At 60.5% G+C, this 24,191-nt stretch carries 20 protein-coding genes; 5 read left to right on the top strand and 15 right to left on the bottom strand.

Annotated features, from left to right (window positions below):
* Window positions 1-10: 10 nt before the first annotated feature.
* Window positions 11-3,814 (bottom strand): efflux RND transporter permease subunit, encoded by a 3,804-nt coding sequence (locus BMY55_RS10680; protein ID WP_091430552.1) that lies wholly within the window; start codon window positions 3,812-3,814, stop codon window positions 11-13.
* Window positions 3,811-5,049, bottom strand: coding sequence for an efflux RND transporter periplasmic adaptor subunit (locus tag BMY55_RS10675; protein WP_091430550.1), 1,239 nt, complete (start codon window positions 5,047-5,049; stop codon window positions 3,811-3,813). Before BMY55_RS10675 ends, BMY55_RS10680 begins: the two co-directional genes overlap by 4 nt.
* A 227-nt stretch (window positions 5,050-5,276) precedes the next feature.
* Here BMY55_RS10675 and BMY55_RS10670 point away from each other — a divergent pair, with 227 nt between their 5' ends.
* The 4 genes from BMY55_RS10670 to BMY55_RS10655 all read left to right on the top strand — a co-directional run bounded on the left by BMY55_RS10670 (window position 5,277) and on the right by BMY55_RS10655 (window position 10,949).
* Window positions 5,277-5,912, top strand: a complete 636-nt coding sequence (locus BMY55_RS10670; protein WP_091430548.1) for a hypothetical protein — start codon at window positions 5,277-5,279, stop codon at window positions 5,910-5,912.
* Between the two features lie 97 nt (window positions 5,913-6,009).
* Window positions 6,010-7,323: a PQQ-like beta-propeller repeat protein gene (locus BMY55_RS10665; RefSeq protein ID WP_091430546.1), complete on the top strand. Its 1,314-nt coding sequence runs from the start codon at window positions 6,010-6,012 to the stop codon at window positions 7,321-7,323.
* Between the two features lie 47 nt (window positions 7,324-7,370).
* Window positions 7,371-8,828 (top strand): ribosome biogenesis GTPase Der, encoded by a 1,458-nt coding sequence (der, locus tag BMY55_RS10660; protein ID WP_091430544.1) that lies wholly within the window; start codon window positions 7,371-7,373, stop codon window positions 8,826-8,828.
* 162 nt (window positions 8,829-8,990) lie between these two features.
* Window positions 8,991-10,949, top strand: a complete 1,959-nt coding sequence (locus tag BMY55_RS10655) for a bifunctional 2',3'-cyclic-nucleotide 2'-phosphodiesterase/3'-nucleotidase (protein WP_091430542.1) — start codon at window positions 8,991-8,993, stop codon at window positions 10,947-10,949.
* Window positions 10,950-11,008: 59 nt separating this feature from the next.
* On the opposite strand, the gene BMY55_RS10650 is transcribed toward BMY55_RS10655, so the two are convergent.
* The 6 genes from BMY55_RS10650 to BMY55_RS10625 form a co-directional block, all read right to left on the bottom strand.
* The gene (locus BMY55_RS10650; protein WP_245744716.1) at window positions 11,009-12,184 is read right to left on the bottom strand and encodes a LysM peptidoglycan-binding domain-containing protein; all 1,176 of its coding nucleotides are present in this window, start codon (window positions 12,182-12,184) and stop codon (window positions 11,009-11,011) included.
* Window positions 12,185-12,306: 122 nt separating this feature from the next.
* Window positions 12,307-12,960: a protein-L-isoaspartate(D-aspartate) O-methyltransferase gene (locus BMY55_RS10645; RefSeq protein ID WP_091430539.1), complete on the bottom strand. Its 654-nt coding sequence runs from the start codon at window positions 12,958-12,960 to the stop codon at window positions 12,307-12,309.
* A complete protein-coding gene (surE, locus tag BMY55_RS10640) occupies window positions 12,957-13,754 on the bottom strand; it encodes a 5'/3'-nucleotidase SurE (RefSeq protein WP_091430536.1) in 798 nt (265 codons plus the stop codon). The genes BMY55_RS10645 and surE overlap by 4 nt, the downstream gene beginning before the upstream one ends.
* Before the next feature lie 125 nt (window positions 13,755-13,879).
* Entirely contained in the window at window positions 13,880-14,533 is a 654-nt protein-coding gene (locus BMY55_RS10635; protein ID WP_091430534.1) for an SDR family NAD(P)-dependent oxidoreductase, read from the bottom strand.
* Window positions 14,534-14,597: 64 nt separating this feature from the next.
* Window positions 14,598-16,082 (bottom strand): amidophosphoribosyltransferase, encoded by a 1,485-nt coding sequence (gene purF, locus BMY55_RS10630; protein ID WP_091430532.1) that lies wholly within the window; start codon window positions 16,080-16,082, stop codon window positions 14,598-14,600.
* Between the two features lie 91 nt (window positions 16,083-16,173).
* Window positions 16,174-16,365, bottom strand: coding sequence for a hypothetical protein (locus BMY55_RS10625; protein WP_143064328.1), 192 nt, complete (start codon window positions 16,363-16,365; stop codon window positions 16,174-16,176).
* A gap of 147 nt (window positions 16,366-16,512) precedes the next feature.
* On the opposite strand from BMY55_RS10625, the gene BMY55_RS10620 reads away from it, so the two are divergent.
* Window positions 16,513-17,700 carry an alpha/beta fold hydrolase gene (locus BMY55_RS10620; RefSeq protein WP_091430529.1) on the top strand — a complete coding sequence of 396 codons (1,188 nt, stop codon included), beginning with the start codon at window positions 16,513-16,515 and terminating at the stop codon, window positions 17,698-17,700.
* A gap of 45 nt (window positions 17,701-17,745) precedes the next feature.
* Here the strand turns inward: BMY55_RS10620 and BMY55_RS10615 are convergent, their stop codons facing one another.
* The 7 genes from BMY55_RS10615 to BMY55_RS10585 all read right to left on the bottom strand — a co-directional run bounded on the left by BMY55_RS10615 (window position 17,746) and on the right by BMY55_RS10585 (window position 24,183).
* Window positions 17,746-18,309: a CvpA family protein gene (locus BMY55_RS10615; protein WP_091430527.1), complete on the bottom strand. Its 564-nt coding sequence runs from the start codon at window positions 18,307-18,309 to the stop codon at window positions 17,746-17,748.
* 51 nt (window positions 18,310-18,360) lie between these two features.
* Window positions 18,361-19,728: a DNA repair protein RadA gene (gene radA / locus BMY55_RS10610; protein ID WP_091430526.1), complete on the bottom strand. Its 1,368-nt coding sequence runs from the start codon at window positions 19,726-19,728 to the stop codon at window positions 18,361-18,363.
* A gap of 53 nt (window positions 19,729-19,781) precedes the next feature.
* Window positions 19,782-20,219, bottom strand: coding sequence for a paraquat-inducible protein A (locus BMY55_RS10605; protein WP_091430524.1), 438 nt, complete (start codon window positions 20,217-20,219; stop codon window positions 19,782-19,784).
* A 63-nt stretch (window positions 20,220-20,282) separates the two neighbouring features.
* Window positions 20,283-21,029 (bottom strand): ABC transporter ATP-binding protein, encoded by a 747-nt coding sequence (locus BMY55_RS10600; RefSeq protein ID WP_091430522.1) that lies wholly within the window; start codon window positions 21,027-21,029, stop codon window positions 20,283-20,285.
* Window positions 21,026-21,811, bottom strand: a complete 786-nt coding sequence (locus BMY55_RS10595) for an MlaE family ABC transporter permease (RefSeq protein ID WP_091430520.1) — start codon at window positions 21,809-21,811, stop codon at window positions 21,026-21,028. Before BMY55_RS10595 ends, BMY55_RS10600 begins: the two co-directional genes overlap by 4 nt.
* Window positions 21,808-22,857 (bottom strand): alanine racemase, encoded by a 1,050-nt coding sequence (gene alr, locus BMY55_RS10590; protein ID WP_091430518.1) that lies wholly within the window; start codon window positions 22,855-22,857, stop codon window positions 21,808-21,810. Before alr ends, BMY55_RS10595 begins: the two co-directional genes overlap by 4 nt.
* A 111-nt stretch (window positions 22,858-22,968) precedes the next feature.
* Entirely contained in the window at window positions 22,969-24,183 is a 1,215-nt protein-coding gene (locus BMY55_RS10585) for a bifunctional alpha/beta hydrolase/OsmC family protein (RefSeq protein WP_091430517.1), read from the bottom strand.
* Window positions 24,184-24,191 lie beyond the last annotated feature (8 nt).

Raw genomic sequence — 24,191 nt, 5'->3', positions numbered from 1 at the left:
CATACCGCGATTATTCGGCGGCATCCTTTCCGCCTGACCGGTTTTCCTCCGCCGCGTCCGGGTCTGACAAAGGAGCGGGTTCGGGCGCAACAGCCGAGGACGTGGCTTGGAGACCATGCATTCGCTTGATGTCCTCGACATTGGGCGACATGTCCCCGCTGTCTGGCAGATCGCCGTCCCGATCCGTCGGTTGATCCCAAATCAGATCGTGCAAGGTCGTCTTGCGCGCAGCCTTATCAAGTGCAACATCGCGGGCGGTTTGCCCCGAGCGGCGCGCCAGCGCGCGCAAGCCATTGGCAGACCGATAGGCGCCTGCCGATATCCAGATCCGCAGCGCCAGCATGGAGGGCGTGAACACCAGCGTCAGCACCGTTGCAATGCCAAGCCCGAACACCACAGCCGTTGCCAACTGTTTCCACCAAAGTGCCGTGGGGGCATCCAAAGAATAGCCACCGTTGAAGAAATCCAGCGACAGGCCAAGCATCATTGGCGCCAGGCCGGCCATCGTGGTGATCGTGGTCAAGAGAACCGGGCGGATGCGCGCCTCGGCGGTGCGGGTGATCGCCTCGATCTTCGGCATATAGCGGGCGTAATCCTGATAGGTGTCGATCAGAACAATGTTATTGTTCACCACGATCCCCGCCAGTGCCACGATCCCGGTGCCGGTCATGATGATCGAGAAGGGTTGTTGCATGACCATCATCCCGATCAGCACGCCGGTGGTGGACAGAACCACCGCCAGCAGCACCAGCACCGCGTTGTAGAAGCTGTTGAACTGTGCCAGCAGAATGATGAACATCAGGCCAAGCGCGCCGATGAAAGCTTGTCCCAGGAAAGCCTGGCTTTCCGCCTGATCTTCCTGATCGCCGGTCCATTCGTAGCTGACACCTGCGGGCAGATCGGCCCCGTCAATCCATGTGGTCAGGGCGGCGATCCGGTCGCTGGGTGTAACCGGGGTGCGGGTCAGATCGGCCCCGTCTTCGGTCGCCATGATCCGGTCGGCTTCTGCCGAGGTCACGTATTCTTCGGCCCCATCGGGATCGGTCAGGCGGATCAACCCGTCCTGCACACCTGCCTTCACGTCGTAATATCGGCTTTGATCCACCCGGTCGATCTGGGCAAGGCTGGGCACGGGCTTGCGTGTCACGAAGTTTGACATCGGCACCAGGCCGGTCGCGGTGCGGATTTTCAACCCGTCCAGTGTGGACAGGACGCGATCTTTTTGCGGCAGGCGCACGCGGATCTCGATTTCCTCGTCCGAGCTGTCGACGCGCATCGTGTCCAGGAGGATACCGTTGGTCACAAGCTGAACCATGCCGCCCACGGTGGCCACATCCGTGCCATAGCGGCCTGCTTCTTCCACATCCACTTCGATCTGCCAGTCAATGCCGGGCAGGGGCAGAGTGTCTTCGATGGCAGTCAGGCCGGGGGTGGCAGCGAATTGATTGATGGCCATGGTGGCGGCCTGCTCCAGCGCGTCCCAATCATCGCCTTTCAAGCGCAGATGCACGGGTTTGGCCGAGGCGGGACCTCGGTTCAGGTTCAACACCTCGGTTCGAATGCCGGGCAGGGTCGCCAGACGCTCCTCCAACCGGGCCATGACCGCATCGCCATCAAACTCAGGATCAATCTCGGTCGTGGTGAACGGGATCAACCCAAATAAAGGCGCGTCCTGTTCGATCGAGGGGCGATCCACCCACGCCACCAGCTCGATCTGCAATTGGCCGATGCTGTCGCGCGGCCCCATCGCACCGCCGGTGTTCTGGTTCAATCCGCCCGAACCCGCAAATGCGAAGACGGTTTCGATGCCTTTGGTGGACAAGGCGATTTCCTCGGCCTGTTTGACCATCGCATCCTGTTCTTCAAGGCTCAGGTTGCCACGGGCGCGGACATAGACGATGGCCTGTTCCGGCTCGCTGTCGGCAAAGAACTCGACGCCAAGATTGTTGCGGCCATACATCATGAAGGTCGACACCACGAATCCGATGACCAGTGCGATGGACACCAGCGGCATGATGGGGTTGCCCGAGATGAAGTGGATCAGATGCCCAAACCACGTGCGGCGATAGCCACCCTGGATCCGTCGTGCCTCGCGATGCCAGCTGAGCGATCCCAGCGTGATCGACGTGGCAGATGCCCCTAGCAGGAACATCACCGCGCCGGGCAGGACCGCCATTGCCCCCTTAAACGGGGGCACGCCACCAAACAGATAGCCGGGGTTCAAAAGCTGAAAGCCGGACAGGAGCAGCACATAGAGCGATGGCAGCACCAGCAATACACGCAACCACACGGGCAACCCGCGCAGCGCATCGGACAAGAAGCCTATCGTGCGGCTGATCCGGCCAGACACGCCGCCGACCACCGGCAGATAAATCAGTGCCACCAGCAGCGATGCCATAAGGACGAAGATCAGTGTCTTGGGAAGCCAGCCCATGAATTCGCCGGGGATGCCGGGCCAGAACAGCATGGGCAGAAAAGCGCAGAGCGTGGTCGCGGTTGAGCTGACGATGGGCCAGAACATTCGTTTCGCGGCGGCGGTATACGCCGCCATCGGTCCCACGCCTTCGGTGATTTTCTTATCGGCATATTCGACGACCACGATCGCGCCGTCCACAAGCATCCCCACCGCAAGGATCAGGCCGAACATCACGATGTTCGACACTGTCACCCCAAGCGCGCCAAACAGCGCGAAGGTCAGCAGGAACGAGGTTGGAATGGCAAAGCCCACCAGCAAAGCCGGCCTTGTGCCAAGCGCGCCCAGCACCACGATCATGACCAGCGCAATGGCGGTGATGACCGAGCCTTCCAGCTGGCGCACCATACTGTCGACGACATAGCTTTGGTCGTTCGATGTGCCGATCTTGACGGCTTGTTGCAGTTCCGTGGGCCAGCTCTTGCGCGTCTCGTCCACAAGTCCGCGCACCTCGGCGGCTGTGTCGATCAGGTTGTATCCTTTTCTTTTGACAACTTGCAGCGCCACCGTGGTGTCGCCGTTGAACCGCGCCGTGCCCTCGCGGTCTTCAAAGGTCAGGCGGATCGTCGCCAGATCGCCCAGAGTGACCACGCTGTCATCATTGACCTTGACGGGAAGATCGTAAACGTCCTGCACCTCGTCAAAGGATGAGGGGATTTTGACGGCGGTGGACCCCGTGGGCGTCTTGATATCGCCCGCCGCGATCAACTGGTTGTTGTTCTGCACGACCTGGATCAATTCTCCCGCCGTGACGTTATAGGCTTCCAGCTTAAGCGGGTCGATCTCGACCTCAAGCATCTCGTCGCGATAGCCGGTGAGGGAGGCTTCCAGCACAGCATCGAGCCCTTCCAACTCGTCCTGCAATTCTCGCGCCAGTCGCACAAGCGTGCGCTCGGGCACTTTGCCGGTCAGGTTCACAATGATGATCGGAAACTCGGAGAAGTTGATTTCATTGACGGAATAGCTGTCAAACCCTTGCGGAAACTTTCCTTCGGCCGAGTTCATGGCATCGCGCACGTCCGCCATGACATTTGTCTTGTTCCACCCAAACTCAAACTCCAGCGCCACACCAGCATAGCCTTCAGCGGCCGTGCCGGACATGGTTTTCAACCCGTCGATATCCGCAAGCTCCGTCTCCATCGGGCGCAGAAGAAGCTGTTCGGCGTCGGCTGCGGAAATACCGGGGAAGGGGACCGAAACAAAAAGAGCCGGGATCTCGATATCCGGCTCTCCCTCTTTTGGCAGGCTGACATAGGCGATCGCGCCGGACAGAACCGACAGGATCACAAAGGCAATGACCATCCGGGCCCGATCAGCGGCCCAATCGATGATGCCGATCATATGCCCGGCTCCTGGTAAGTGACATCAAGGGCCACCCCGTCGGTGACATAGTGGTGTCCGACAACAATCACATCTGCGGTTTCAGGCAGCCCCGTGACCCACACACCTTCGACGCTGTCACGCACCATTGAGACAGCAGAGAACCCTGCTTCGCCATCAACGGTGACGATCCGAACGCCCAGTTGCCCGTCATCATCCAGCGTCAACGCGCTTTGTGGCACCAGATGAGCGAGCAAACCGTTCCCGGTGATCACCACCTCGGCGGTTTGGCCTGCGCGTATTACCGGCGCCTCGTCCGGGCGTTGGATTTCGACATCGACACGAAAGGTTCGGGTGACGGGGTCGGCTGTATCGGCCACAAACGTCACTTTGCCTGACAGTTCGGGGCCAGCGGCAAGTCGCACATCGGCGGGAAGTCCGATATTCAGCTTGTCGACCTGAAGCTCCGAAACATTGCCGACCACGCGCACCGGATCGTATTGCACAACCGTTGCGCAGGCCGCGCCGGGCTGCAACAGTGTGCCGATATCAGCGGTGTCTGTTTCCAGCGTCCCGGGAAAGGGCGCGCGAATGTCCAGCCGCTCGATCTCGCGTTCGGCGGCGGCCACGGCGGCTTCGGCAGACTGAATGGCGGCAGCGGAACTGGCGGCCCCGGATTGTGCCGCGATATATCCGGCGCGGGCGGTTTCAACAGATGCCTTGGTGTTGGCCACTCGTGTATCCGAGGCAAAACCGCCTTCCGACAGCTTGGTCGCCGCAGTCAGGTTGAATGTTGCCTCGTCCAGCCGCGCCTGAGCTTCGATCACGCGGGCATCGGCTTCAGGTGCACGGGCTTTGGCCTCGGCCAGACGGGCGGTTGCTTCAGCCAGACTGGCTTCGCGGGTGCCGGCGTCAAGCTGGCATAAGACATCGCCTTCGTCCACAAGGCTGCCTTTGGCAATCTTGGCGGACACGACCTGCCCTGTCGTTTCGGCACGCAGTTCGACCCGGCGGTTCGCTTCGGTCCGGCCACGCAACAGGATCGGCAATTCGATCTCGCGCGCGGTGCTGCGCAGGGCAACCACGGACACACCATTGCTGGGCGAAGCATCGGCGTTTGACGCGGTGTCCGGGCCTTGTTCGCTGACAGTTTCGGCAGGCGTTCCCACCGCCGTTTCGACTGTATCACGTTGAAACACCAGCAGGTACAGACCTGCAACCACAAGGATCGCCGTGATAATTGGAAAAAGGCGCATAGGATTTCCTGCCGATGTAAAACAAACTGGCGAAAGACTATGCTTTGTTTCGAGTGGGAACAAGTGTGGCTTGCCTGACCCTTGCAACCAGAGGGCACGGCGACGCCCCGTGGAAAGCCAGCGGTCTGATACCCACCTGCGGAACCGACGGCTGTGCAATGCACCCCCTTGGCAACCGGACGTCATTCGGGCAAAAGGAGTTCAGATTTTGACCCGGAGGCCTGACCGTGAGCGAGACCGATACCTTCATCAACGAAGTCAGCGAAGAAGTGCGTCGCGACAAGCTGTATTCCCTGATGCGGAAATACGGCTGGATTGCTGTTTTGCTGGTCGTTTTGCTGGTGGGCGGAGCGGCCTATAATGAATGGCGAAAAGCCAATGATCGGGCTGCCGCGCAAGCCTTGGGCGACGCCATTCTGGCCGCTGAGGAACAGGCAGACCCGAACCAGCGCGCAACCGCTTTGGCGTCGTTGGACGTCAGCGGAGACGCGGCTGCCGTCGTCGCCATGTTGACAGCAGCCGAGGGCAAAGTTGGCGTGGACGCTCTGCGCGCTTTGGCCGATGATGCGAGCATCGACGGCCTGTATCGCGATCTGGCCCAGTTGAAACTGGTATCGAGGACCGCTTCGGGTCTGGACACCACCGAGCGACGCGCGCGGTTGGAACCTCTGGCGGTTCCGGGCGCACCGTATCGGGTGCTCGCCGAAGAACAGCTTGCATTGGTTGATGTTGACGAAGGTCAGACCGATGCTGCCATCGCCCGCCTGAAAGCGCTTTTGGTGGATGACGAAGCGTCTGGGGCCTTGCGTCGACGCGCGTCTCAGTTGATTGTGGCGCTGGGTGGGACATTGGAAACATCCTGATGACCCGTGCTGGGCAATAGCCCGGTTCGGCAAGATATATTGGTATCCCGGGGGGCATATTTTGAAGTTCACACACAGCGCCGCTTTTTTGGTTTCCATGAGCCTTCTGTCTGCCTGTTCCCAACAGGAGTATATCCTGCCGGGCGAACGGGAAGGTCTGCGCAGCCTGAACCCGCAAACGATGGGCGCTGCCGAACTGTCAGAAGCGGCCGCCGCCGTCGAAGGGTCAGGGCGCGCTGATCGCGCACAGCCAATTTCGTTGCCTGCGGCCGTCAATTACGCCAACTGGACACATCTGGGCGGTAGCCTGACCCACCAGGTGCAGCACCCTGCATTGTCGCCTGCGCCGAAGCTGCTGTTCGCGGCCTCGATCGGGCAGGGCAATGATCGCAAACACCGGATCACCGCCGAACCCGTGGTTGCGAATGGGCGTGTCTTTACGCTGGACAGCCGTGCGCAGGTGGTGGCCACATCGACCGCTGGCGCTACGCTGTGGTCGCGCGATCTGACCCCGCCGTCGGATCGGTCGGACGATGCGTCTGGTGGTGGTCTGGCCTATGCCGATGGCACGGTCTATGTGACCTCGGGCTTCGGTCTGGTCAGTGCGCTTGACGCCGCTACCGGCAAGGTCAGGTGGCAGCAAAAGATGGACGCCTCCGGGTCTGGTGCACCTGCCGTATCGGGAGGTCTTGTCTATGTGGTCAGCCGCGACAATAGCGCCTGGGCGATTGAAACCGGCACGGGCCGCGTGAAATGGCGCCTGTCGGGCACCCCAAGTCAGGATGGCGTGGTGGGTGTTTCGTCGCCCGCGGTCACTGATCGCCTGGTGCTTCTGCCCTTCGCCTCGGGCGAAGTGGTGGCCGCCCTGAAAAAAGGTGGCGCACGCACCTGGTCCAGCCTGATTGCCGGTGAACGCGCCGGTCGTGGATATTCCATCGTCACTGACATCACCGGCGAACCGGTTGTGAAGGGCGGCGTGATCTATACCGGCAACCCGGTGGGGCGCACTGTTGCAATCGACTTGTCGGGCGAACGTCTTTGGACCGCCAAAGAAGGCGCGGTCAGTCCTGTTTGGGTCACAGGTGGTTCGGTCTTCCTTGTGTCCGACGAAGCGCAGCTTGTGCGTCTGGATGCCAAGACTGGCGAACGCATCTGGGGCGTACCGCTGCCATATTTCACCAAGGCCAAAACCCGCAAACGCAAGGCAATCTATGCCAATCTTGGCCCTGTTCTGGCAGGTGGCAAGCTGTGGGTCGCCTCGTCTGACGGTGTGATGCGCGGCTTTAACCCCGTCAACGGCGCCTTGGTCGGTCAAGCGGCCATTCCGGGCGGGGCGGCCACCCGCCCGGTGGTGGTGAATGGCACCGCCTATCTTGTGTCGCGCGACGGAAAACTTCTGGCTTTGCGCTGACCGGTAAACCGTGTATGCGGGGCGCTTGACGTGACCCGGAGACCGATATGAGTTTCACCCTTGCCATTGTGGGACGCCCGAATGTAGGCAAATCCACCCTGTTCAACCGACTGGTTGGCAAGCGCCTTGCGCTGGTCGATGACCAGCCCGGCGTCACCCGCGACCTGCGTGAAGGCGAAGCGCGGCTGGGTGATCTGCGTTTCATCGTAATCGACAGCGCAGGGCTGGAAGAAGCCACCGACGAAAGCCTTCAGGGCCGGATGCGCCGTCTGACCGAACGGGCAGTGGAAATGGCTGATGCCTGCCTGTTTCTGGTTGATGCCCGTGCCGGTATCCTGCCATCGGACGAGGTGTTCGCCGATATTCTGCGCCGCAAGAACGCGCATGTGATCCTTGCCGCCAATAAATCGGAAGGCAAGGCGGGTGAGTCCGGGTATCTGGAGGCCTTCTCGCTGGGCCTGGGCGAACCGATCCGTCTGTCAGGCGAGCATGGCGAAGGCATGGGCGAGCTGATGGATGTGCTGCGCCCGATTTCCGAGAAATTTGCGAAACGCGCTGCTGAAATGGCGCCGGAAACGGATGTTGATTTTGACGAGGACGCGGATGATGGCCCGCGCCTTCCGACGCAGGAAAAACCCCTGCAAGTCGCGGTGATCGGTCGCCCGAACGCGGGCAAGTCGACCTTGATCAACAAGTTGATTGGCGAAGAACGCTTGCTGACAGGGCCGGAAGCCGGGATCACACGTGACGCGATTTCGTTGCGCTTCGACTGGGGCGGCGTGCCAACGCGAATATTCGACACGGCCGGGATGCGAAAACGCGCCAAGGTGCAGGAAAAACTTGAGAAACTTTCAGTTTCTGACGGGCTGCGCGCGGTGAAGTTTGCCGAGGTGGTCGTGGTGCTTCTGGACGCGGCAATACCGTTCGAGCAGCAGGACTTGCGCATCGCAGACCTTGCCGAGCGAGAAGGCCGCGCGGTGGTGGTTGCCGTCAATAAATGGGACGCCGAGCCAGAAAAGCAGGCCAAGCTGAAAGAGTTGAAAGAGGCGTTCGACCGCCTGCTGCCGCAGTTGCGCGGCGCGCCCCTGATCACCATTTCCGCCAAGACGGGTAAGGGGTTGGAGCGTCTGCAAGCCGCCGTCATGCGCGCCCATGAGATATGGAACCGCCGGATCAAAACCGCCCAGTTGAACGGCTGGTTGGCCGAAATGATCTCGGCCCACCCGCCCCCTGCGCCGGGGGGGCGGCGGATCAAGCTGCGCTATATGACACAGGTGAAAACCCGCCCGCCGGGCTTTGTTGTCATGTGCTCGCTGCCCGAGAAACTACCGGAAAGCTATAGCCGCTACTTGGTCAACGGGCTGCGTGAGGATTTTGACATGCCGGGCACGCCGATCCGGCTGACGATGCGCGGGCAGGGGGATCAGAACCCTTACAAGAACCGCAAGAAAGCCACGCCTTCGCGGCTGCGAAAGCATTTGGGCAAAGGTCGGGCGGACGAATAGAGTATACCAAGGCCTTGCAAAGACAGGATAAACGCGCCCCGCAGTGTCATATGACCGGCGGGGCGCTGCCGTCTGGGGTTGGTGAAATTTGCCAAACGGGTCAGTTCGCTGTCATGATGCCAACTTAGCCTGTTCCCAATCCTGTCAATAGCGGAGGTTCCCATGTCTCTTACCCTATCGCGTCGCGGCTTTCTGGCCGGCACCGCAGGGTTCATTGCCCTGCATCCCTATTCCGTTCAAGCATCGCAAAATCAGGCGCATTTGCGGATCATGGAAACAACGGACCTGCATGTTCACGTCTTCCCCTACGACTATTATTCGGATCGCGAGGTCGACACTGTCGGATTGGCCCGCACAGCATCCTTGATCGCCGATATCCGGGCCGAGGCGACGAATTCGCTTTTGTTGGATAATGGTGATTTTCTGCAAGGTAATCCGATGGGCGACTACATCGCTTATGAACGCGGCATGAAAGAGGGCGACACCCACCCGGTTATCAACGCGATGAATGCGTTGGGGTTTGATGCGTCAACTCTGGGCAATCACGAGTTCAATTACGGCCTTGATTTCCTGATGAAATCCGTGGCTGGCGCGGGCTTTCCCATCGTATGTGCCAACGTCGCCAAAAAGCTGGGCGCCACTCCGCGCGACGATCAAACGCTTCTGCCGCCCTACGTGATCGTGGACCGAGAGATCACCAATGGCGGCGGCACCGTGCAGCCCATTCGGATCGGATTCATTGGTTTTGTGCCACCGCAGATCATGAACTGGGACCGTCGCCATCTGGAGGGCAATGTGATGGCTCGCGATATCATTGAAGCCGCGCGCGCCTACATCCCGCAGATGCGCGAAGAAGGCGCGGATCTTGTTATTGCCCTGTCCCATTCGGGGATTGGCGCAGCGGAGCACAGTGATGGGATGGAAAACGCCTCGGTCCCCTTGGCGGCGATCGAAGGGATAGACGCCGTTCTGACCGGACATTCGCATCTTGTGTTCCCGTCATCGACCTATGCCGAGTTCGCCGGCGCGGATGTCGAAGCGGGCACGCTGATGGGCATTCCGGCAGTCATGGGAGGATTCTGGGGGTCGCATATGGGTCTGATCGACCTGATGCTGGAACATGATGGCGGTGCGTGGCGTGTGGTCTCGCACATCTCCGAGGCGCGACCGATCTACAAACGAAACGAAGACCGTTCGATCACCGCGCTGGTGGAAAGCGATGCCGCCGTGCTTGCATCGGTGCAGAAAGAACATGACGAGACGCTGGAATACGTGCGCCGTGCGGTGGGCAAGACCGATGCGCCGCTGCATTCCTATTTCGCGCTGGTCGCGGATGACCCATCAGTGCAGATCGTGTCGAACGCCCAGACCTGGTATATCGACCAGATGATGAAAGGGACCGAGAATGAGGGGCTGCCGATCCTGTCCGCCGCCGCCCCGTTCAAGGCCGGTGGGCGTGGTGGCCCGGATTACTATACGGATGTCGAAGTCGGCGACGTGGCGATTAAGAACGTGGCGGACCTGTATCTTTATCCGAACACGGTGCGGGCGGTGCGGATCAACGGGGCCACGGTGCGCGAATGGCTGGAACGCTCGGCGACGATCTTCAACCAGATCGAACCGGGTGCGCAGGACGCTGTGCTGCTGAACCCCGAGATGCCGTCCTACAATTTCGACGTGATCGACGGTGTGACCTATCAGATAGATCTGAGCCAACCGGCCCGCTACAACAAGGATGGCGAGGTGATCGCGCCCGACGCCCACCGGATCGTCAACTTGCAGTTCGACGGACAACCGATAGATGAGGAACAGCAATTCATCGTCGCGACGAACAACTACCGCGCAGGTGGTGGGGGAAGCTTCCCCGGCGCAGGGGGCGATACCACGATCTTTGAAGGACCGGATACCAACCGCGACGTGATCGTGCGCTATATCGTCGAGAAAGGCACGATCAATCCAAAGGCAGACGGAAACTGGACCTTCGCCCCGATGGAGAACACTACGGTTCTGTTCGAAACCGGTCCTGCCGCGGCCAAGCACGTCGCGAATGTGCCCGGCGTCGCCATTGAAGAGGCAGGCATGTCTGACAACGGGTTCGCCCTGTTCCGCATAGCGTTGTGAGCCGAAATGAAACAGGGGCGACCGGTTGGCCGCCCCTGGTGTTGAACTCCTGATCAGCCTTAGTTCAGATACGGCATCGGATCGACAGGTTCTGTCCCTTTGAAGACAAGGAACTGTATTGCGTTGTATTGGTTCTTCGACGCCGATGCGATCTGCTGGCCGCGTTTCACCGATTGGCCCTTTTTCACCTTGATCCCTTCAATGAAACTATAGGCGCTTTGGGTGCCGTTGCCGTGGTCGATCACGACGATCTCTTCGCCCTCGACATCTTTTGACACCAGCCGCACCGTGCCGTTGGCCGCCGCTTTGACCGGATCGCCCTGTTTGGCAGAGACAAGAATGTAACCAGCCTTCTCGGCGTCAAACAGGCTGGTGACTTTGCCCGCAACCGGCAGCGACATCAGGGCGTTGCTGGCGGGGGTGCGGGTTTCTTCGAGCTTGGGCGAGGCCGGGGCGGACACCTTCTCGGGCACCGCTTCATCCTTGGGTAACGGTTTGGCGGACGACGGCGGTATGGGAGCCGCGGATCCTTGGCCCGGTTGGGCGACGCTGGCGGTCTGGACCGGCGTGTCCACTTTCACCGGGATCATCAAAAACTGACCTTCGCGCACGGTTAGGCTTGGACCAAGGCCGTTCCAATCGGCCAGCGCACGAACAGACACGCCATAACTGCGCGCGATGGAATAGGCGGTTTCGCCACGCGTCACGCGGTGCTGGGTGGGTTGTTCGCCGGACGTGGCCGTTGCAGCGGGTTTGGCATTTGTGCCATCCGCACGGTCAATGGCATCCCCGGCCAAAGTCGTGATGTCGATGTTGTCGTCGGGTTGAATAACCCCGGTTGGGGGTTCGGCCACGCGACGGGGCAGGGCCAGAACTTCGCCCTCGCGCAGACGGGCATCAACGGCAATGCCGTTGTAGCGGCCCAGCTCTGCTGGTGCCATGCCGATCCGGCTTGCGACCTGCGCGACGGTGTCGCCGCGCTTGGCCACCGCCACCTGATAACTGGGATACGAAATCACGCCACGCGCGTCCGCTTTGGGTCGCGCCGCTGTCGTGGCCCCCTGTGCGGCTTCGGTGGTCGACAGGCCGCCGGGCGCAAAGCGCCGCATGTCCATGTCAAAAGTGCTGTCGCAGGCGGTCAGCCCCACCAGAAGCCCGATCAGGGCGGCAGAGCGCATATGGCGCCCCCGCATTGTGCGGAGCGCACGCGTTTCGGTCGTGCATGAAAGTGGCATTGCTCGTTCCTCAATCCATTGGCCTGTTGTCAGGCTCTGGTTGCGACCCCGTTGTCGGGCCTTTTCACTGCTGTGCGGGGCTTGGCCCCATGTCTCCGGCGTCCCGGCAAATCTTGCTCGCGTCAATCCTGCCCCAACCCTTCCAAAAGGGGCACGAAACGCACCGGCAGAAGCTCATCATAGTCGAACCCATCTTCGCTGCGCGTCACCTTGATCAGGCTTTGGACAGCATCGGACTGGCCCACCGGTACAATCATGATACCGCCTATAGCAAGCTGCGCCAAGAGGGGTCCGGGCGGATCCTCGGCTGCGGCGGTCACGATTATGCGGTCAAACGGTGCCTGATCGGGTAAACCACGCGATCCGTCACCCGTGATGGTGGTGATATTATGCAGATCCATCGCTTCGAACAGCTCGCGGGCCTCGCGCACGAGCTTTTGGTGCCGGTCGACCGTATAGACCCGGCGCGCGAGCCGCGACAGGATCGCCGCCTGATAACCCGACCCGGTGCCGACTTCGAGCACCTTGTCTCGCGGGCTGATTTGAGCGGCCTGCGTCATCAGACCCACGACCGAGGGTTGCGAGATCGTCTGCCCGCAGGAAATCGGCAGCGGCATATCCTCGTATGCGCGTTCAGAGAACAAGCCGCGCACGAAGGGGCCGCGATCAATTTCTTCCATGGCGGACAAGACGCGCGGGTTTGTTACGCCCTTCGACCGCAGAGCGAACAGGAATTGCATCTTGCGTTCCGCGTCTGTTGCGCCCGCGTTACTCATTCAAACAGTGCCCCCAAGCTGTCCAGATGGTCATAGGCGGTCAGATCCGCGCGCATCGGGGTCACCGAGATATAGCCGTCCAGATTGCGGGTCACATCCATGCCGGGTGCGGAACGGTTCGCTTGCGGGCCGCCCTTGATCCATAGAAACTTGCGACCCGAGGGGCTGTTCTGTGCTTCGATCTTGAAGAACGCATCGTTGCGCCATCCTTGCGGCGCGGCTTTGATGCCCTTGACCTGATCTGATCCTACAGGCGGGAAGTTCACATTGTAGAACAGACGGTAATCCGCCCCGTGATCCCAGGGCGCATCAGACAACAGCCGACGCACGACATCGCCGCCGAAACTTGCCGCCGCATCGAATATATTGACGAGCCCCTTGGTGCCGCGACCCATATATTGCGACAAGGCGATGGCGGGCAGGCCTTGCAGTGCGGCCTCCATCGCAGCGCCCAGAGTGCCGGAATAGAGCGCATTTTCAGCCGAGTTGTTGCCCCGGTTCACGCCCGAGATCACCAGATCGGGACGTTCGGGCATCACGTCATAGAGGGCCGCGATGACGCAATCGGCGGGGCTGCCTTCGGCGGCAAACCGGCGCGGACCGTGTTCGGCAATCATGAAGGGGTGCGTGTACGAAATGCAATGCCCGACGCCCGATTGTTCGAAGGCCGGGGCGACGGTCCAGATCTCGGCCCGTTCACCTGCAAGCTCTTGCGCGACCTCTTGCGCGATGGCTTCGGCGATTTTCAGACCCGGCGCGTTGATCCCGTCGTCATTGGTGATGAGAATGCGCATAGTCTGGCCCTTTTGCCCGTCAGTCCGGCCTTGGATCGGCGCGGTATTGCCTTCTCAATAAGGCAGCTTGGCGCGCGCGGCAAGCGCAGCGCATCCTTTGGGACGTGCATATTCGGGAAGGTGGCTTAAGCCAGCCCGGCTTCGGACAAAATGCGCTTGGCTTCGTCTTCGACCGGGGCAAGTTTGCTGCGATCTTCGCCCGGAAAGAACCGCGCGCGCATCGAGGTGGCCAACGGCTTGGGCTCTGCGATCACGATCCGTGGACCCAGCTTGGCGTTTTCGGCGGCCCAACTGCGCACCAAAGCCATTTGGGCGGCCTTGGTCGCACCGTAGCCCGCAAAGAACTTCTGCCCGGCATGATCATCGGCGAAGAACAAGGCCGTGCTGTCATCGGTCATCAAGGCGTTCACCATGAAGACCAGGTTGCGGGTGGCTTCCACATTGGTGTTCAGCGCCTGTGTCCAGCCCTTGTCGTCCAGATCGGGCGTGGGCATCAGAGCGGGACCATAGATCGCCGTATGCGCCCAGACATCAATCGGACCCCACCGGTCATGGATTGATCGGCACAGATGCGCCATCGCGTCGCGGTTGGTGATGTCCATGGGGGCCAGCGTGGCGGATCCACCTTGAGCCTTGATCCGGTCGTCCAGTTCCTCAAGCGCACCTGTGGTGCGGCCCACGGCGACGACGTGGTGCGTTCTGGACAGTTCAAGTGCAAGGGCAGCCCCAAGACCGCGCGATGCTCCGGTGACAAGGGCGATTTTCTGTGTGTCAGTCATGGCCGCGTCTTCGCATTCGTTTGTGGCTGAGGCAAGCTGAAAGCTGGTGCAAGCGGGTGCCGCGTCACTCTGCCGCCTTCAATTCAAACCCTTTTTCAACCTGGTCGGACGGTGTCACAGGGTATTCCCCCGAGAAGCAGGCGTCGCAATATTGCGGGCAGTCTTTTTTGCGGCCCGTCGCCTCGCCAACGGCGCGGTATAGCCCATCAAGCGAGATGAATTTCAGGCTGTCGACCTTCAGGTGCTCGCACATCTCGTCTTCGCTCATCGTGGCGGCCAGCAGCTTTTCGCGTTCGGGCGTATCGACACCATAGAAACAGGGCCATGCTGTGGGCGGCGAGGCGATGCGGAAATGCACTTCGGCTGCGCCCGCATCCAGAAACATGTCCTTGATCTTGCGCGTTGTTGTGCCGCGCACCACGCTGTCATCGACCAGAATGACCCGCTTGCCTTTGATCAGCGCGCGATTGACGTTCAACTTCAGCCGCACGCCCATATCGCGGATCTGCTCGGTCGGCTCAATAAAGGTCCGGCCCATATATTGATTGCGGATGATCCCCATCGCATAGGGAATTCCGCTTTCCTGGCTATAACCGATGGCCGCAGGCGTGCCGCTGTCAGGCACCGGGCAGACCATATCTGCATCCACGGGGTTTTCGCGGGCCAGTTCCACACCGATCTGGCGGCGGGTCTCATAGACCGATTTGCCGCCGATGATACTGTCGGGGCGCGAGAAATAGACATGTTCGAAGATGCAGAATTTGGACGGGCGCGGGCGGAAGGGGAAACTGCTTTCTACCTTGCCATCCGAGATGACGACCATCTCGCCCGGTTCGATTTCGCGCACCAGTTCTGCACCGATGATATCCAGTGCGCAGCTTTCCGAGCTAAGCACCCAGCCGTCACCTAGACGGCCCAGCACCAGCGGGCGCACCCCATGCGGGTCGCGCACGCCCATCAGCTTGGTGCGGGTCATGGCGACGACGGAAAACGCGCCTTCGACACGCCGCAACGCGTCTTCCATCCGTTCGGGGATGTTGCGTTGCAGGGACCGCGCCATCAGGTGGATGATACATTCGCTGTCCGACGAACTTTGAAAGATCGACCCACGCTCGATCAATTCCTTGCGAAGCGCATCTGCGTTGGTGATGTTGCCATTATGGGCAATCGCCGCGCCGCCCATCGAAAATTCGCCAAAGAACGGCTGCACGTCGCGGATCACGGCGCCTTTCGATCCGGCGGTGGAATAACGCACATGCCCGATGGCCAGTGGGCCGGGCAGCGTCTCCATTACACTGGTCTTGGTGAAGTTATCGCGGACATAGCCAAAACGGCGCGCCGAGTTGAACCCGTGTTCCGGATCGTGGCAGACAATCCCGCCCGCCTCCTGACCTCGGTGTTGCAGCGCGTGCAGGCCCAACGCCACGAAATTCGCCGCTTCGGCAAGTCCAATGACCCCAAAGACACCACATTCTTCCTTGAGCTTGTCATCATCGAAAGGATGTGCCGGAGGCAGGGATTTGGCAGCGGCAGACGAGGTGTCGGACATGGGCAGCGGCTCCGATTCCGTGGCGTTGGCCCCCTCTTAATCTAAGCGTGCCGATCTGTCATTAAACTATCACAGAACAAGGTGGGATTTCTCAGCCAAAGCGCCACTTGGGGCGATACGACCGATGAAATCGGTCCGAGCGTCGATGTATGGAAGATGTCGCCCAGCGACGTATCGCGGCAAGCTTCGAAATGGTTTCGGTTGCCCGAATTTCGTGCGCTTTGCGGATGTAGTGATCTGTGTCGATTGCGCCGTTTGCAATGCGTTTGACGGGTTCGTCCATCATAGCCTCCTCTTCGTGTGTGCCTTTCAATGATCTTGCCGCGCAAGACGATGGTATGCTTGAAGGGCGGCTTGTGATTGTCTTGAGACTTCTAAAGACCGGCAGAAATTTCTTGAGATTGGCGCTGTGCTGACGTCTGCTATACGCATGCACCTTGCCTTTTCGGACTGCGACCTGGATGTTGAACGGCGAATTCTGCGCCGGGCAGGTCGTATTGTGCATGTCGAGCCACAAGTGTTTAGTCTTCTTGTGGCATTGGCAGCTGCCAAGGGCAGGGTGCTTGATCGCGACGCCATCATCGACGCCGTGTGGAACGGGCGGATTGTATCGGATTCCGCAATCAGTGCCCGTGTTCATGCCGCGCGGCAGGCTGTTGGCGATGATGGTCGCGCACAGAGCGTCATTCGAACGGTGACGGGTGTCGGATTTCAATTGGCGCAGACGGTGCGCAGCGGCAGACCGGATACGGTTGAGCTTGATGTCCCTGCAATCGAGCAGGACGTTCACATGACCAAAAGCCTTGATGGAACGGGTCTGGCGTGGGCATCGTCGGGGGTTTCCCATGATGGGCAACCCGCTTTGCTACGTGGGGGTCATTGGTTGACCCATCTGGAACTTGACCTGAAGAACCATGTTTGGGCACCGCTGTTGGCCCACTTAAATCAGGGGCGGCGATTGCTGCGATATGATGTGCGTGGCACGGGGCTTTCGACCCGCAGTGTAAGTGACCTGAGCCTTGACCGCTTTGTCGAAGACATGCTTGCGGTTCTTCACGCCAGCGGCGAGCAACAGGTCGACATTGTTGCCGCGTCGCAAAATGTGCCGGTCTCGATCGCTTTTGCTGTCCGCTATCCAGAACGGGTGCGGCGAATGGTGCTTTTGTCGGGTTTCTTGCGAGGTGCTGATCGGCGCAGAGACAGCGCACCATCCATGACAGATGCCTTTCTTGCGCTGCTTCACAATGGCTGGGGAGATCCAGGCAGTCCATTCATGCAATCATTCTATGCGTTCTATATGCCTGAATCGACACGCGTGGAACGCGAGAGCTTGGCGGAGATCCAGTTTGCGTCGGCCAGTGCCGAAATGGCGGTTGCTTATCGACGTGCAATCGCTTCGTTCGATGTCACAAAACTGGCGAGCCTTGTCGATGCGCCCGTCTTGATTGTCCATGCACAAAAGGATGCCGTGAATCCATTATCCGAAGCTCAGGACATCGCGGCGCACATTCCCGTCAGCCAGATGATGATACTGGACAGTGCAAATCATATTCCGCTGCCACGTGACCCTGAATGGGCGCGCGCGTTAGAGCATATCATGAGGTTCTTGTCAGATTAGCAGCAAAGGTGCTGGCCGCTTTTGCGACCATCTACATCTATCCGCTCAAAGCGACGTTGACGAACACGCGCCCACAAGTTCTTCGTATTTGCCGACGATCCAACCGGGCGCGTCCTCGGGGATCTGTTCGTTGATCTTGTCCTGCGTGCGGGCAAAGATTTTCGCGGTGCGGCTGTCATCGACCATGGCAATCGTGTCCGTGGTCACGATGCGGTCATAGACAACCAGCGCAATGGCAACCAGAAGCAAGCCGCGCGCCACGCCGAAAATGAAGCCAAGTGCCTGATCCAAGCCCCCAAGTGCGGAACGTTGCACGGCAGAGGAGAAGAGCGGCGTGAAGATCGACACGATCACCAGCGCCAGTGCAAAGACCCCTGCAAACGCCGCGATCATCGACAGTTCGCAACTGTCAGCGATGAAGTCTTTCAGAACCGGGATTTCCTTGACCAGCGGCAAGGCGCGCGGCGCAAATATATAGGCCAGAATGGCGGCCGCGATCCACCCGAGGATGGACATGCCTTCGCGCACAAACCCGCGCGAATAGGCCAGAATGGCCGAAATCAGGATGACCGCCGCAACGATCCCGTCAATCAAGGTAAAGCCTTCCATGTCGTCTCACTTCGGCTCAAGCACTGCTTGCGACCGTCCCTGTCTGTGGGGCTAACCGGCCCCGAAAATCTCACCAACGAACCCGGTCAGGTCCGCCATTTTCTGAATCTTCAGCCCGGACCCCGAGCCTGTCTTGCTGCGTGTGGGCGCAATTGCGGCTGTAAAACCAAGTTTTTGCGCTTCTTTCAACCGGTTTTCGGTCTGTCCCACGGGGCGCAACGCCCCTGATAAACTGATTTCCCCGAAAACCACAGTCTCTTTCGGGATTGCGGCGTCCTCGCGCGCGGAAAGTAGCGCCGCCGCCACAGCAAGGTCGGCAGCCGGTTCGGAAATCTTCATGCCGCCTGCGACGTTAAGATAGACGTCCAGCCCTGCGAACGGGATGCCGCAACGGGCTTCCAGAACCGCCAGGATCATCGCCAGACGCCCGCTGTCCCAACCCAAAACCGACCGGCGCGGTTGGCTGAGGGAGGAGGGTGCGACAAGCGCCTGAAATTCGACCAGTACGGGCCGCGTGCCTTCGATGCCTGCGAAAACCACCGAGCCGGGGGCAGGGTCTTCGCGGTCGGACAGGAACAGAGCCGACGGGTTGAGCACTTCGGCCAGGCCTTTGCCGGTCATCTCGAACACGCCGATCTCATCTGCCGGGCCGAAGCGATTCTTGACGGCGCGCAGGATGCGGAACTGGTGGCCGCGTTCGCCTTCGAAATACAGCACCGTGTCAACCATGTGTTCGACCACGCGAGGGCCTGCGATCTGGCCGTCCTTTGTGACATGGCCAACCAGAACGACCGAAATGCCGCGTTTCTTGGCGAATGTGGTCAGCTCATGCGCGGCGGTGCGCACTTGACTGACCGATCCCGGCGCGCTGTCCACATGATCGGCCCACATGGTCTGGATGGAATCGATGATCGCGAGCGCCGGGCGCTCGGTGTCCAGCGTCGTCATGATGTCGCGCAGATTGGTTTCGGCGGCCAGCCTTACCGGGGCATCGGTCAGCCCCAGACGTTGCGCACGCATTCGCACCTGGGCCGAGGCTTCTTCGCCCGAGACATAGATCGTCGGCAGGCCAGCACGTGCAAATTTCGCAGCGGCTTGCAGAAGCAAGGTCGATTTGCCGATGCCGGGGTCGCCGCCGACCAGAATGGCCGATCCGGGCACCAGGCCGCCGCCCAGCACGCGGTCAAGCTCGGCCATGCCGCATTCGGTGCGGGGCGGCGGGGCTTCTTCGGTGGACAGGTCTGTCAGTTTGATCGCCGAGCCACGCTTGCCGCCCAAGGATTTTGAAGCAGGACCGGCACTTAGCGGCACCTCTTCAACGATCGAATTCCACTCCCCACAGGCTTCGCACCGTCCCGACCATTTGGAAGAGGACGCGCCGCAGGCGTTGCAAGTGAAGGTTTTCTGAGCTTTTGCCATGGGGCTTTTTGCCTGACGCTGCTGGGGGGTGCAAGAGGCGACGAGGAGGTGTTTCAGGCCCTCTGGCGTTTGCCCGTTGCGAAGCTGATCGCGATGGAGGTCAGGATGCAGGCGGTGAACAGATAAAGGCCCCATCCGGTCTCGATCTTCGCCATGCCGACGCCCTTCACGATCACGATGTAAAGTGCAATCAGGAAGATGTCTGCCATCGCCAGTTTGCCGAGGATGTTGAAGATGGGCAGCATCTTGCGGCGCATCATGCCGAACTGGATCAGCGCCAAGCCCAACACCTTCATGATCGGCGCAAAGACCGCGAAGAAGGTGACGAGCAGGGCAAGGATCACGTCCGTGTCCCACAGCGCTTGCAGGCCCGAGATCACGCTGACTTCCCTGAGACCAAAGAGCGGCAGGTTGATGCCGGCGCGCATAAGGGGAGCGAACCACGCGATGGGGAAGACGATCAGCAGGGCGAGGTTCAGGTATTTGAGCATGGCGATTCGGCGTCCGGTTTGGCGAGCTTTAAGGAATGACAGAGGGGAGTCGGGCGTTCTTCCTTAACGCACCGCCTCGATCGGCCCCTCGGCACTGCCCGAAATGAACTGCGTCAGGTAAGGGTCGCCCGAGGCATCCATATCCGAAACCGGCCCGGTCCACTGCACCTTTCCCCCGTGCAGCATCGCCACTTTGTCGGCGATCACGCGGACCGAGGACATATCGTGGGTGATGGTCATGGCGGTGGCGCCCATTTCGACGACGATTTCGCGGATCAGGTCGTTGATGACGCCGGACATGATGGGGTCAAGGCCGGTGGTGGGTTCGTCAAAGAAGATGATTTCAGGCTCGGCGGCGATGGCGCGGGCAAGGCCTACGCGTTTTTGCATGCCGCCGGACAGCTCGGCGGGGAACAGGTCGGCCACATCCGGGGTCAGGCCGACGCGGCGCAATTTCTCGACCGCAATCTCGCGTGCTTCGTCCCACGGGCGGGCCAGTGAGCCGCGCAGCAGGCGGAACGCGACGTTTTGCCAGACCGGCAGGCTGTCAAACAGCGCGCCGCCCTGAAAAAGCATGCCGAAGCGGGCCAGGAACGCGTCGCGTTCGGCTTTCAATGTGTCTTCGCCGTCCAGCGTGATCGTGCCGCTGTCCTGCGTCATCAGGCCCAGAACACATTTCAAAAGCACCGATTTGCCGGTGCCAGAGCCACCGATCACCACCATGCTTTCGCCACGTGGGATGGTCAGGTTTACACCTGCCAGCACCTGTTTGGGGCCGAAGCTCTTATGGACGTCTGTCAGTTCAATCATGAGGTAAAGAAGAAGCTGGTGAGAAGGAAGTTGGCGGCAAGGATCAGGATCGCGGCCGCCTCGACCGAGGTTTTGGTGGCCCGGCCCACACCCTGTGCACCGCGTCCGGAATTCATTCCGTGATAACAGCCCATCACAGCGGCAATGAACCCGAAAACCGCGCCTTTCACAAGGGACGACACGATGTCAGCGGTTTCAAGGAAGTTCCACGTGTTGTTGATATAGGCGCCCGGCGCGAACCCAAGCTGCTTGGTGCCGACGATATAGCCGCCCATGATGCCGATAATATCGCCGATCCCCACAAGCATAGGCACAACAAGGATCGCGGCCAGCACGCGCGGCGCGGTCAGGTATTTCATCGGATGTGTGGACAGGGTGACAAGCGCGTCAATCTGCTCGGTCACTTTCATCGTCGCGATCTCGGCGGCGATGGATGAGGTAACACGGGCGGCAATCATCAGGCCGACCAACACCGGCCCAAGTTCGCGCACCATGCCAATGGCGACGATCTGCGGCACCACGGCCTCGGCGGAAAACCGTTGCCCGCCGGAATAGATTTGCAGGGCGAGCGCCGCGCCGGTGAAGATCGCGGTCAGGCCCACCACCGGCAGGCTGAAATAGCCTATGTTCAAAAGCGCGTTCAGAAATTCGCGCGGATAGAAAGGTGGGCGCACGATATGGCTGAGTGACTGACCAGCGAAGATCGCCACACGACCCACCATAGCCAGAAAACCCAGCGTGGCACGGCCAAGAGCCGCCAGAGGGTATGTGATCGGCTTCATCCGCGACCTCGTGCATAGTATCGCGCATAGCGCGCGCCAAGCTGTGTCAGCACTTCATAGCCGATCGTTCCGCCCACGTCAGCCAAATCGTCCGGGGTCTGGTGTGCGCCCAAAAGGGTTAGTGCTTTGGGCTCTTCCTTCAAGTGGCTGACATCCACGGTGATCAGGTCCATCGACACGCGGCCCAGGATCGGGCAGGGCGTGTCCTGATGAAACAACACCGCCTTGTTCGAGATGTGGCGTGTGATCCCATCCGCATAACCGCCGCTTACGGTCGCAACGCGTGTTGCTTGTTCAGCGACCCAGGTATTTGAATAGCCGACGCTTTCGCCGGCTACCAGATCGCGGATCTGCACGACCGGAAGATCAAGCGTCACAACGGGTTCGGCGTTGTCGAAGGGCAGGCCGCCATAAAGGCCGATGCCGGGCCGTGTCAGATCGAAATGATAATCCGACCCCATCAGGATGCCACCCGTCGCGGACAGGCTGCGCGGCACGTCCACGCCCTCGGTCATTTCATGGAATGTGTCAAGCTGTTGGCGGTTCATAAGGTGGGTTGGTTCGTCGGCGCAGGCCAGATGGCTCATGATCAGGCGCGGGCTCTGCGCCACAATCAGATCGCGCAGGGCAGCCCATTCGGGCGGTTCCATCCCCAAACGGTTCATACCGGTGTCAAGCTGGATGCCGAACGGGTGGCCGGGCAGGGCTTCGAAATGACGTGTCAGTTGGTCGACTGAATTGAGCATGGGAACAAGACCCAGATCATGAATCATGTCGGTGTCGCCAGCCATGTGCCCGGCGAAGATGCTGATCTCGGGTCCAGGGCCAAGCGCTTCGCGCAAGGCTGCGCCTTCTTCAGCCACGGCGACAAAAAAGCGTCGCGCCCCAGCGGCAGCCAAGGCCCGCGCCACCTTTCCCACACCCAGCCCATAGGCGTCAGCCTTGACCACCGCGGCGGTTTGAACCTCGGGGTCGGATTTTGCGTCCAGCGCCCGCCAGTTGGCGGTCACGGCGTCCAGATCAATGGTAAGTCTGCCTGTGCTCATGTGGGGGTTTTTGACCTGTGGGTGGCGCAGGTCAAGGCCAAAAGCCGATCCGGTCTGACCCTGCGCATATTTCCCCGCCGAGTGTTGTCAAGAACCGCGCGAAAACCGGGATCAGTCGATCAATTTGGTCACAACCTTGCTGGACCCTTCCAGCGTGCGGTGCACCGGGCAGCGGTCGGCAATCTCCAGCAGGCGGGCCTTTTGATCGGCATCCAGATCGCCCTCAAGGCAAATTTCGCGTTGGAACTTATCGACCCGGTCGCGGGTGCCGGTCTCGGCATCCTGCGCGTGCACCTTGTCATGGCTGACATCCACGTACACATGATCCAATGGCCAGCCCTTGCGTCGGGCATACATGCGGATGGTCATCGCGGTGCAGGCCGCCAACCCCGCCGACAGAAACCCATAGGGCGACATGCCCTTGTTGGTGCCACCATAAGCCAGTGGTTCATCCGCAAATGTGTGGTGGGACGGCCCGGACTGGATGTCTTGCAAAAACCCTCGTGGGTCTGCTTCGCTGGCGCGCACAATGCCCTCAGGGGCACCGGGCGGTGGCGCGGGCGGGGTCAGTTCGACATATCTTGCCGCCCATGTCGCGATGACTTCGGCCACGTATTCGGCGTCGTCCGGGCGTGAGATCAGGTGATCGGCGTCGTCCAGTGTCACGAAGCTTTTCGGATGTTTTGCAGCCATGAAGATGCGGGCGGCGTTGTCAATCGAAACCACCTCGTCCCGCGGGGCGTGCAGCACCAAAAGGGCGGGTTTCAGCTTGTTCAGGATCGTTTCCAACTTGCTGGCGTTCACATCTTCGATGAAATCCTCGCTGACCCGGAAGGACCGACCGCCCAGCGACACCTCGGCGCTGCCTTCGGCGCGAATGCGGGGCAGATCTTCGCGGAAGCTCTCGATCACATGGGCAGGATCGGCCGGGGCACCGATGGTCACGACCGCTTTGGTGTCAGGCAACAGGCTGGCGGCTTTGAGGATGGCTGCTCCGCCCAGCGAGTGTCCGATCAGCAGGGTGGGTGACATGCCGCGCTTGTTCAGGGCCTTCGCGGCCTGCACGATATCTTCGACATTGGACGAGAAATGGGTGTTCTCGAACTCGCCTTCGGAATGACCTAACCCAGTGAAATCGAACCGCAGCACGGCGATCCCAAGCCCTGCCAACCGGGCCGCGATGCGACGAGCGGCAATAATATCTTTGCTGCATGTGAAGCAATGGGCAAACAAGGCCGTTGCCAAATGTGGCCCGTCGGGCATATCAAGCCGCGCGGCCAGTGCGTGCCCGCCGTGGCCGGTGAACGTGAATTTCTCGGTGGTCATTGGCAACT

It is taken from the genome of Aliiroseovarius sediminilitoris, from assembly GCF_900109955.1.
In the GTDB taxonomy this organism is placed as follows: domain Bacteria; phylum Pseudomonadota; class Alphaproteobacteria; order Rhodobacterales; family Rhodobacteraceae; genus Aliiroseovarius; species Aliiroseovarius sediminilitoris.
This window is presented reverse-complemented; position numbering and strand designations above follow the sequence as displayed.